This is a genomic window from Streptomyces sp. NPDC101118 (assembly GCF_044759445.1).
GTDB lineage: Bacteria > Actinomycetota > Actinomycetes > Streptomycetales > Streptomycetaceae > Streptomyces.
The window spans coordinates 1-11,110 of record NZ_JBIVZG010000036.1 but is presented as its reverse complement, the minus strand read 5'-3'; the positions used below and the strand labels follow the sequence as shown (position 1 = coordinate 11,110).

Genomic DNA, 11,110 nt, shown 5'->3' with positions numbered 1-11,110 from the left:
CGGGGTTGGGCGGCGGGGGCCGGGGCCCCGGTGTGGTGGTGGGGGGGGGCGGCCCCGGGCCCCCGGTCAACTGGCCGGGGGGGGGGGGGGGCCCGCACCCCCGCCCCCCCCCGCCCGTCAGCGCCGCCCGCTCGTGGCCGCGTAGTACTGGAGGTCCTGGACCTGGACCACGTGCCGCGCCTCGTACGGCAGGGTCACGGAGGCCACGGTCTTCCCGCCGCGCGTGGCCGTGGCGGTGCTGGTGCCGGCGCGGAGCGGGAACAGCTCGGCGTGCCGGACGGCCGGGGCTCCGTAGCTCTTGGCCACGCCGCCGACGGTGGTGCGCACGGTGGCCGGTGCGGTGAGGAAGCTGACCACCTCGACCGTGTCGCGCGGCGGGGCGGTTCCCCGGCGCGGCGCCATCAGCAGCACCTGCTTGCCGGTGGGGTCGGCGCCCGCGAACTGCACCCGCGAGGTGAGGTACAGCGTGTCCCGGACGATCCGCGGCCAGGAGCCGGTCTTGAAGCGGACCAGGTAGTAGGAGGACAGGTCGAGGTAGGCGTGGCCGTTGTGCAGGGAGGGGGCGAACTGGCTGCCCTCGCTGTAGTCGTTCCACGTGGTCAGCTGGACCCAGTCGGCGCCGTCGTTGATGGCGTGGTTCCAGGTGGACCGCAGGGTGGCGGTGTTGCCCGCCTCGTCGTAGACGCCCTGGTTGGGGCGGGCGTCCTGGACGGAGACCGGCTGCATCCAGATCTTGCCCAGGCCGTGGGCGCGCTTCGCGTCACGGGTGGCGCTCTCCTGGCCGACGTAGCTGCGGCTGCCCCATTCGGAGAAGCCGTAGCTGATGGGTGCGAACTCCCCGGAGTGGGAGCCGTAGTCGAGGAAGAGCGGGACCAGGGCGGTTCTGATGCCGTGCCGGGAGCTCAGGGAGTCGATGACCTGCTTCCACCAGGCGGGCGTCTTGGCCTCGGCCTTGAAGGGCGAGACGACCAGCCGGCCGTCGGACAGCCGGTGGGCGGCGGGCGACTTCGCCAGCTGGGCGAGGGAGTTGGCGAGGCTCGCCGGGTCCGGGTTGATGGAGGTCATGTCCGGCATGAGCATGATGCGGAAGCCGGGGTCGACCGACTGGGCGGCGCGCAGCAGCATGTTGGTGCGCTCCCAGTTCTTGCCGGACAGGGAGAGCATGTCGACGGTGAAGCCGTCGAGGCCGGCGGCGCGGGCGGTGCGCACCTCCTGCTGGAGGTTGGCGAGTTCCCAGTTGCCGGACTTGGGGAGCACGGGGAGGGGCCGGTCGCGGAGCAGGCCGCCGTAGCGGGCGTGCTTGCCGCTCTCGCCCGCGGGGTTGAGGTAGTTGCGGGTGTAGTAGTCGTTGGCCGAGCCCGCGTTGTCGAGGGACAGCGGGTACGGGGTGAAGTAGTGCGCGAAGACCAGGCGCTTGCTCTTGCGCAGGGTGGCGGGCGAGGGCATGTCGAAGGGCAGCGCCGCGCTGGGCCGCCAGTCGTCGGACGGGCGCCCGGTGGGCGGCTTGGTGGAGCCGCCCTTGTTGCCGGCGGGCGGGGTGGGACGCGTGGCGTCGCCGGCTCCGCCGGCTCCCGCACGGTCCGTCACCGAGGGTCCGGCGGACCAGGGTTCGCCGATCTGGGGTGCGGTGCTCTGCCGGCTTCCGCCGGACTTGAAGGGGTCCCAGGCGATGCCGGTGGCCGTGAAGACGCCGACGATGAGGAAGCCGGAGATGAGGAGCGTCAGCAGGGGCCGCCGGGCGCGGAAGCCGCGGCGTCGCCGGTGCGTTAAGGGTCTCTTGGACCGCTGGGCGCTCATCGTTCGTCCCTCCAGGTGAATATGCCCCGGCCGGGACATGGACAGCAGTAGAGCCCATTCACGTCATCCGGACAACCGTTCTCTTTGGTGTCGGGCCCCGGCACGTACGTCACACGCATCACTCCGCCTACGTCCTTCGCCGTTCCCGGCGGGGCCTGGTGGAGGTGTGGGCGGCCGGCTCTGCTGCCGCCCGGGGGGCATCTTCGCAGGGTCCGGTGTGAGGGCCGCGTAAGGAACAAGTAGGGGTGTGGCCTGCCACTTTGGCGTGGGGCGGGCCGTTTCCCCGCGGTGGCGTCCGGTGGTGCGCGGGGGGCTCCCGTGGTTGCGTGGAGGAAGGCGGGGTAGACGCGGCGTCGGACCGTTGTGCCGTGCGCCACGGCGGTGGCGTGCCGTGCGCCACAACGGGTGGCGTGTGGCGGGCCGTCGGGTGTGTTCCGTGGCCGTACGGGTTGCCGGGCGGTACGGGTGTGCCGCACGGGTACCGATGTGCCGTGCGGCCGTACGGGTGCGCCGTGCGGCGGTACGGGCATGCGGCCCCACGGGCGTGCCGCGGTCCGGAGGCAGGCCGTGGTGGCCCGGAACGAGGGAGGCGGAAGCGTGGCGGGAGCCGGAGGTACGGGGGCCGGAGGCGCGGGAGGCGCGGAGGGCGGGCCCTTCGCGGACCGGCTGCGGGCCGGGGCCGCGGCGGCCGGGATGCGGGCCGGGGCGATGGCCTCGAACCTGCGGGACGCCACCGGGCCCCGGCGGCCCGACGCGCACGGCGGGCCGGTGGCCTGGCGGGGCGCGGTGGGCCGGTGGGACCGGACGCTGTTCGACGCGGTGGCCCGGCGGCACTGGCCGGGGGGCGACCTGGTGCTGCCCCGGCTGAGCCGGGCGGCCAACCACGGGATGCTGTGGGCGGGCGGGGCGACGGCCCTCGCGCTGTTCGGCTCGCCGCGCTCCCGGAAGGCCGCGCTGCGCGCGATGTGCTCCCTGGCGGTGGCCTCGGCGACCATCAACACGGTGGGCAAGTGGTCGGTGCGCAGGCCCCGTCCGCTGCTGGAGGGGGTGCCGGCGGTACGGCACCTGCGGACCCAGCCCGAGACGACGTCCTTCCCGTCCGGCCATGCCGCCTCCGCGGCCGCCTTCGCCACCGGGCTGACCCTGGAGGCGCCCGCCTGGGGCCTGGCGGCCGTGCCGCTGGCGGCGGCGGTGGCCGCGTCCCGCGTCTACACGGGCGTGCACTACCCCGCGGACGTGCTGGCGGGTGCGGCGCTCGGGGTGGGTGCGGGGCTGCTCGTACGCTCGCTCGCGCGCGAGGGGGACCTCGCGCGGACCGCGCCCGGCCCCGAACGGGCGGCCGAGGCCCCGGCGCTGCACGAGGGCGAGGGGCTGACGGTGGTGGTGAACAGGGATTCGGGGACCGCGGCGGACCGGGAGGCCCTCGCCGCCGCGCTGCCCCGGGCCGAGATCGTGGTGTGCCCGGGGCCCGAGGTGGCCGGGGCGCTGGCGGAGGCGGCCGGGCGGTGCCGGGTGCTGGGCGTGTCCGGGGGTGACGGGACGATGGGTGCGGCGGCCGCGGCGGCGCTGGCGGCCGGGGTGCCGCTGGCGGTGTTCCCCGGTGGCACGCTCAACCACTTCGCCGCCGACCTGGGGATCGCCGGCGCCGAGGACACCGTCCGGGCGCTGGCCGCCGGGTCGGCGGTGCGGGTGGCGGTGGGACGGTTCACGCCGGGTCCGGACGGGCAGGGGGGCGCGGACGGGCAGTCGGGGTACTTCCTGAACACCTTCAGTCTGGGCGTCTACCCGGAGCTGGTGTGGCACCGCGAGCGCTGGGCGCCGCGGATCGGTTCCGGCCCGGCGGCGTTGCTGGCGGCCTGGCGGGTGCTGCGCGCGGAGCGTCCCGTACGGCTGAGGGTGGCGGGGCGGCCGCGGTCGGTGTGGCTGCTGTTCGCCGGCAACGGCACGTACCACGGCAGCGGTCCCACGCCGCGGCGGCGGGTGGGGCTGCACGAGGAGCTGCTGGACGTGCGGATCGTGCACGGTGGCGGGCGGCCGGGGCCCCGGCTGCTGGCGGCGCTGCTGACCGGCCCGCTGACGCGTTCCCCGGTGCACACGGCCACCCGGCTGGAGCGGCTGCGGATCTCCGACATCCCGCCGGGCACGCTGCTGGCGTACGACGGCGAGTGGGCGACGGCGCCCGCGGAGTGCGTGGTGGACAAGCTGCCGGGGGCGCTGGCGGTCTACCGGCCGGAGTAGTCGGGGTCCGCTGCGCCACTCGGCCGCTCCCCCGCTCAGTCGTGCATCGCGTGCGACGCCTCGACGTGCGTCTCCGGCTCCAGCTGGAGGGTGGAGTGCGCGATGTCGAAGTGGTCGCCGAGGCAGGACTGGAGGCGGCCGAGGAGGTGTCCGTGGTCCTCGCTGCGCAGCACCGCCTCGGCGACGACCACGTGGGCGGTGAGCACCGGCATGCCGGAGGTGACGGTCCAGGCGTGCAGGTCGTGTACGGCGACCACGCCCGGCTCGGCCAGCAGGTGGCGGCGTACCTCCGCGATGTCCGTGTCCTGCGGGGTGGCCTCCAGCAGGATGTGGGTGGCGTCGCGGAGCAGCCCGTAGGCGCGGGGCACGATGAGCAGGCCGATCACGATGGAGGCGATCGGGTCGGCCGCCTGCCGGCCGGTGAGCAGGATCACCAGGCCGCCGACGATGACGGCGACGGAGCCGAGGGCGTCGCCGAGGACTTCGAGGTAGGCGCCACGGAGGTTGAGGCTCTTGTCCTTGGCGTCGCGCAGCAGGTGGAGGCCGACGGCGTTGGCGGCGAGGCCGAGGAGGGCGATGGCGAACATCAGGCCGCCCTTCACCTCGACGGGTTCGCCGAAGCGCCGGATCGCGGAGTACAGCACCCAGACGAAGATGCCGAGCAGGAGGAGGGCGTTGAGCACCGCGGAGAAGATCTCGACGCGGTAGAAGCCGAAGGTGCGGGCGGGGGTGGGGGCGCGCTGGGCGAGGGTGACGGCGCCGAGGGCGAGGCCGACCCCGACGGCGTCGGTGAGGCTGTGGGCGGCGTCGGCGAGGAGGGCGAGGGAGCCGGAGAGGAGGGAGCCGACGACCTGGATGACGGTGATGGCGAGGCTGATGCCGATGGTCCACAGCAGGCGGGAGCGGTATGCGCCGCTGAGCGTCCCGGCGGCGGAGGGCACCCCGTGGTCGTGGCTCATGATCACCATCGGACCACGGCGGGGCGGCGCTGTCGCGGCGGCGGGGGGCCGGGGTACGCCCTTTCGGGGGCGGGCGCCGGGGGTACGGGCGATGGTGCGGCGGGTACGGGCGGCGCCCGGGAGCCCTGGAACCCGGGAGGCCGGACGGCTCGGCGGGCCCGGGAGCTCGGCGGGCCCGGGAGCTCGGCGGGCCCGGGAGCTCGGCGGGCCCGGGCGCTCAGCGGGCCCGCAGCGCGGTGGCCAGCTGGGCGCGCGAACGGACGTTGAGCTTCTGGTAGATGCGGGTGAGCCGGGCCTCGACGGTCTTCACGCTGAGGAACAGCTTGGCGGCCGCCTCCTGGTTGCTGGCGCCCTGGCCGACCAGCAGCGCGAGGGTGAGCTCCGCCTCGGTCAGGGCGGCGGCGACGGGGGTGTCGAGGGGGCCGCCGGGGGCGGGGCGCGGGGCCGGCGTCTCGCGGGCCAGTTCGGCCCAGGGCTTGGCGCCGGCGGCGGTGAAGACGTCGGCGGCCTCGGCGAGGGCGGTGCGTGCGGGTGCCTTGCGGCGGCGGCGCCGTTCGACGCGGGCGAGGGCGAGCAGCGTACGGCCGCGCTCGACCGGCAGCTCCAGCTCGGCGAAGCGCTGTGCGGTGTAGGTGAGCAGCCGTACGGCGGCCTCGGCGTCGCCGCCGGCGGACAGCAGCAGGCCCTGGGCGCGGTCGAGGGCGGCGATGACGGCGGGGCGGCCGAGGTCGACGGCGACGGCGCGCCAGCCGGCGACGAGTCCGGCGGCCTCGTCGAGGGCGTCGGCGGCGACGAGGGCCTCGGCGAGTTCGCCGTGCCAGCGCAGGATGGAGGGGTCGACGACCTGCTGGGCGGCTTCCAGGTCGGCGACGCGGCGGAGGGTGGCGACGGCCTTGGCGGTCTCGCCCATGGCGAGTTCGACGGTGCCGAGGGCGTAGAGGCTGCGGGAGAGGAAGACCTGGTCGCGTTCCTCCTCGGAGGCCTGGATGCCGCGGCGGGCGTACCCGGTGGCGCGGGCGAAGCTGCCGCCGGTGGCCTCGGCCATGGCGGCGACGTACCAGGCGGGGCCGGGTGAGAGGCCGGCCTCGATGGTGCAGGCGAGGGAGCGGCGGGCCCAGGCCATGCCGGCGTCGCAGCGGCCGCGGCGGAGTTCGACCTCGGTGAGGCTGCGGAGCACCTCGAAGACGTCCTCGCAGGAGCCGGTGCGTTCCACGGCGGGGAGCAGGGCGAGGAGTTGCTGCCGGGCGTCGTCGAGCCAGTCGTCGAAGAGGGCGTGGCGTACGGCGAGGTAGCGGGGGGCGTTGCGCAGGCCGATGGGGACTTCGGGTGAGGGCAGGGCGAGGGCTTCGGCGAGGATCGTTTCGGCGCACGGGTCGCCGAGGATGCGGCCCATGCGGGCGCGGACGGTGAGGGCCATGGCCTCGGCGACGGTGTCGCCGCCGCGGCGGGCGAGTTCCCCGGCTTCGGCGGCGGCGGTGCGGGAGCGGACCGGGTCGCCGTCGCTGAGGTTGAGCTTCCAGGCGACGCGGAGCTGGACGAGGGCTTGGAGTGCGGGGTCGCCGGCGGCGTCGAGGGCGGCGTGGGCGAAGGTCTCGTCGAGGTCGGCGAGGGCCTGGCCGGCGGCGTCGATGACGGCGAGGCGGGCGCGTACCCGGTCGGCGGGCGAGGCGTCGCGGGCCAGGACGGCGCGGGCGGCGCGGCGGGCGAGGTCGGCGCGGCCGGCGCAGCCGGCGTCCTCGGCGGCGGCGACGAGCCGGGCGAGTTCGGCGCCGGGGCGGTCGGCGGGGGTGCGGTCGGCGGCGAGCATGCCGAGTTCGGCGGCCAGGGCGCGGTTGCCGCGGCGGCGGCAGGAGGCTGCGGCCTCGGAGACGGCGGCGGCGAGGTCCTCGTCGGGGGTGTCGACGGCGAGGGCGCGGTGCCGGGTGGCCTGTACGGGGTCGTCGTCGGCGGCGGCGAGGGCGGCGTGGCCGGCGGCGCGGTCGGGCCAGCCGGCGTCGGCGGCGAGGACGCTGGGCAGGGCGCCGGCGGTGAACTCGACGGTGCCGTCCTCCGCCACGGTGACGAGTCCGGCCTGTTCGGCGGCGGCGAGCTCGGCCTCGGCGTCGGGGCGGCCGGCCCGGCGGAGCAGTGCGGTGGTGGGGCGGGTGGCGAGGGCGGCCAGCAGCAGGGTGGGGCGGGCGGCGGCGGGGGCTTCGGCGAGGAGGCGGCGGGCGACCTCGCGGGCCTGCCCGGAGACGGGCAGGGTGTCGGCGTGGTGGACGGGTTCCCGGGACTCGGCGAGGGAGTGGCCGAGGGCGAGGGCGAGGCGGGGGTTGCCGCCGCTGGCGCGGTGGATGCGTCCCGCGAGGCGGGCGGGCAGACCGTGGCTGACCAGCAGTTCCGCGACCTCGTCGGCGCCGAGGGGCGGGATGGCGGTGCCGCGGGTGCCGGGGCCGCAGAGGGCCTCGGCGACGGGGGCGCCGCCGCGGGCGCATTCGGCGACGAGGGTCCGTACCCGGGGCGGGGTGAGGCGGAGGGCGAAGCGGAGCAGGTCGACGCTCTCCTCGTCGAGGAACTGGGCGTTGTCGACGACGACCAGGACGGGGGCGTTGACGGCGAGGTTGCGCAGCACCTCGACGATGGCGAGGCGGAGGGCGATCCGGTCGCGGCCGGCCCGGAGGTCGTCGGTCTCGCGGCGCAGCAGGGCGATGGCGGTGCGCTGGGGTCCGGAGAGCCGGTCGAGCACGGCGGCGGGCACGGCGGTGAGCAGGGCGGCCACGGAGGCCTCGGGTATGTGCCGGTCGGCGGCCTCGGGGTCGAGGCGCAGGACGGTCTCGCCGCGCGAGCGCGCGGCCGCCGCCAGCGCGGTGAGGAGCGCGGTCTTGCCCGCTCCGGCCGCACCGGTGAGGGCCGCCCGGCCGTGGGTGTGCAGTGCGCGGTCGACCGCCGCGATGAGTTCCCCACGTCCGACCGGCGCGTCAGCGTTCCCCGTCGCCGCCACGCACAGCCTCCAGCCTCTCGGTCGTTTCCTGTGCCTTTCCTGTGACCGCTGAGGATACGAGGTCGGTGGCCGGGCGGGACCGGAGTGTGACGCAGAAATCAGGCGGCGGTCCGGGCATGCCTCCGGACCTGCCGGTACGAGACGTACCTGCAGGTCCGGGGCTGCTGGGTCCGGACCGGCCCGGTGGGGACGGGCGGGTCCGGGGGTGTCCGGTGTGGGGGTGCCGGACTTGTGGGGGTTTTCCTTCCGCTGCGGTGGGGCTTGGGGATGCAGCGGGCCGGTTCCCCCCGGACCCTCCTCTGGGTTCCCGGGGGGCTGCCGGGCCTCTTAGAAGGTCAGGCTCCAGGAGTCGATGTAGCCGGTGTCGACCGAGGCCACGTCCTGGACGCGCAGCTGCCAGGTGCCGTTGGCCGGGATGGCCGAGGCGTCGACGGTGAAGGTGGTGATCAGGTTGTCGGTGCCGTCGTTGGACGAGTTCTGCAGGCGCTTGACGGTGCCGTTCGGGCCGACCAGGTCGACGACCAGGTCACCGCGGTAGGTGTGCTTGATGTCCACCGCGACCTTGAGGGTGGCGGGGGCGTTGCCGGTCAGGCCGGTGACGCTGATGGACGAGGAGACGGCGCCGCCGTTGTCCGGGATGTTCACGTCGGCGGTGTTGCTGAAGGTGCCGCCGGGGGTGGTGCCGCCGGAGACCGCGGCCACGGTCTTGGCCGCGTCGGCCAGGCCGGCGCCGCAGCCGCCGGTGCAGGTGCCGGCCAGCGGGCGGGCGTTGGTCTTGATGGCCGACTCGATCTGGGCCGGGGTGAGGGCGGTGTTGGCCGACTTCAGCAGCGCGGCGAGGCCGGCGATGTGCGGGGCGGCCATGCTGGTGCCCTGGTAGGGCTCGTAGTTCTCGGTGCCCGGGGAGGTGGCGCCGGCGTTCAGCGTCGACCAGATGCCGTTCTCGGGCGTGGTGATGGTGCCCGGGGTGTCGGTGGCGCGACGGGTCTCGCCGCCGGGGGCCGCGATGTCGATGATCGAGCCGTAGTTGGAGTAGAACGACCGGTCGCCGGTGCGGTTGGTCGAGGCCACGTTGATCACGTTGTTGCAGCTGGCCGGCGAGAAGCCGCTGGCGTCGGCGTTGCTGTTGCCGGCCGCGACGACGACGGTGGTGCCGCGGTTCACGGCCGCGTTGATGGCGTTCTGGTACGTGGTGGTGCACGCGCCGGAGCCGCCGAGGCTCATGTTGATGACCTTGGCCGGGGTCGGGTTGGCCGGGACGCCGGAGACGGTGCCGCCGGAGGCCCAGGTGATGGCGTCGACGATGTCGGAGGTCGCGCCGCCGCACTTGCCGAGCACGCGGACCGGCTGGATCTTGGCGCCGTAGGCGATGCCGGCGACACCCTTGCTGTTGTTGGTGGCGGCGGCGATGGTGCCGGCCACGTGGGTGCCGTGCCAGGAGGAGTCGCTGGCCTTGGAGCCGGTGCCGCACTCGCCCGCGGCGCTCCAGTCGCCGGCGTCGGCCGGGTTGCTGTCGCGGCCGTTGCCGTCACGGGCGGCGGTGGAGCTGGTGATGAAGTCGTAGCCCGCGACCACGTTCGAGGCGAGGTCGGAGTGGGCGACGTAGCCGGTGTCGATGACCGCGACGGTCACGCCGGAGCCGGTGGTGGTGTCCCAGGCGGCGGGAACGTTCATGCCCGCGGTGGCCTCGAAGAGGTCCCACTGCTTGGTGTACTCGGTGTCGTTCGGGGTCGCCATCGCGTAGGCGCGGCCGTCGGGCTCGACGTACGCCACGTCCGGGTCGGCGCGGAACTGCGCCATGACGTCCGCGACGTCCTGCGGGGCGAGCTTGCCGCCGAGGTCGACGAGCGCGGCACCGGTGCCGAGGCGGCGCTCGAACGAGACGTCCTCGCCGGCCTTCGAGCCCTTGGCCTTGGCGTCGGCGGCGGCGTCCGTGTTGGAACGGGACTCGGTCGCGCCGGACTTGTAGCCGACGATGAGGTTCTCGACCGGCGCGGTGGGGAGCGGGGCCGGGGTGGCGGTGGGGGCGGTGGCCGCCGCACGGGCCGCCGCCGGGTTCGCCAGCGCCACGGAGGTGGTGGCCGCGGTGCCGAGCAGCGTGGCGGATATCGCCACGACGGTGATGAGCCTGCGCCTGGATGCGTGCAAGGTGGGATCCCTTTCGCGGGCCGCCGGTTCCGGGCAGGCCGGACCGGCGGATGGTGCATGTGTGGGAGGTGGATGCAGTGGTGCGGTGCTGCGGGGGTCCTGGCCGCTCGGCGCGCCCGGTGCCGGGGTGAGGCGGCGCGTCGTGCGGTGGTGCCCGTGGAGCGGTGCGCGCGGCGCGCTGGGGGCCGTGGTGGGGCCGCGCGTCGTGCGGTGGTGCCGGTCGTGCCGGTGGTGCCGTGGTGCGGTGGTGCCTGTGCGGGCCGGGGCGCGCTGCTCACGCGTCCCGGGCTCCGCTGCTCACCTGGCTGCCGCCGCCGCGACGATGGGGCGGGGGCAACTTCGGCTGTCGTCGATCCACCGGGGGAACGGGTTCGCGCCATGTGGGGTGGCGGACTGACCGTCCGGCCGGTGAAGATCGCCGGTGGTCAGACAGTAGGCAAAATGCAGATGAACCCGATACGGGGAAAACCCTTGTCCGGCCCCTGCGCGTACCCCTCGGGGCCCCGGGCCGACGTGACGGACAACGCCCCCAACACACGCCCTGACGTGCGACGTTGCGGGTCGACCCCCCTCCAGGGAGGGGGCATTGGTCCGGTCCAAGGGGGCGAGGGTCGGGGCGGGCGGAGGGGTGGATTCAGGCCGGTTCGAGCGGGGGCCGAGCAGGACACGAAGAGAGCCCAGATCAGACAATCCACTCACATCGGGTCGGCCCCGGTGGAACGGAACGAGTCAGCCGGACGGGCGCGGTTGGGGCGCCCGGGGCGGTTTGGGCTCGTGTGGTATGCGGGGAAGGTGCGTGAGAGGCCCGCGGTGGCCGAAGCCCTCCAGCCACCCCACGGGGCGACACCAGCGCCCGATACCCCGTGGCCCGCACCTCACCTCCGGCTGCCAATCCTTGGCAGGGCCTGGTGGGTCGTGTGGTGTGTGGGGAAGGTGCTTGACGCGTCGTGGCAGGCTGGTCCGGAGGCAGGCCCGGGCCTGGGGTGGC

At 75.3% G+C, this 11,110-nt stretch carries 5 protein-coding genes; 1 reads left to right on the top strand and 4 read right to left on the bottom strand.

Annotated features, from left to right (window positions below):
* Positions 1 to 117: 117 nt before the first annotated feature.
* Complete coding sequence (locus tag ACIQUQ_RS34255; RefSeq protein WP_403983913.1) at positions 118 to 1,797, bottom strand: glycoside hydrolase family 71 protein; 1,680 nt, start codon at positions 1,795 to 1,797, stop codon at positions 118 to 120.
* A gap of 708 nt (positions 1,798 to 2,505) precedes the next feature.
* Between ACIQUQ_RS34255 and ACIQUQ_RS34250 the strand changes: the two genes are divergently transcribed.
* A complete protein-coding gene (locus tag ACIQUQ_RS34250; RefSeq protein WP_403983989.1) occupies positions 2,506 to 4,035 on the top strand; it encodes a bifunctional phosphatase PAP2/diacylglycerol kinase family protein in 1,530 nt (509 codons plus the stop codon).
* Between the two features lie 35 nt (positions 4,036 to 4,070).
* On the opposite strand, the gene ACIQUQ_RS34245 is transcribed toward ACIQUQ_RS34250, so the two are convergent.
* The 3 genes from ACIQUQ_RS34245 to ACIQUQ_RS34235 all read right to left on the bottom strand — a co-directional run bounded on the left by ACIQUQ_RS34245 (position 4,071) and on the right by ACIQUQ_RS34235 (position 10,089).
* Positions 4,071 to 5,003, bottom strand: coding sequence for a cation diffusion facilitator family transporter (locus tag ACIQUQ_RS34245; RefSeq protein ID WP_403983911.1), 933 nt, complete (start codon positions 5,001 to 5,003; stop codon positions 4,071 to 4,073).
* Between the two features lie 208 nt (positions 5,004 to 5,211).
* Complete coding sequence (locus ACIQUQ_RS34240; RefSeq protein ID WP_403983909.1) at positions 5,212 to 7,974, bottom strand: AAA family ATPase; 2,763 nt, start codon at positions 7,972 to 7,974, stop codon at positions 5,212 to 5,214.
* 327 nt (positions 7,975 to 8,301) lie between these two features.
* Positions 8,302 to 10,089 (bottom strand): S8 family peptidase, encoded by a 1,788-nt coding sequence (locus ACIQUQ_RS34235; RefSeq protein WP_403983987.1) that lies wholly within the window; start codon positions 10,087 to 10,089, stop codon positions 8,302 to 8,304.
* Positions 10,090 to 11,110: the final 1,021 nt, after the last annotated feature.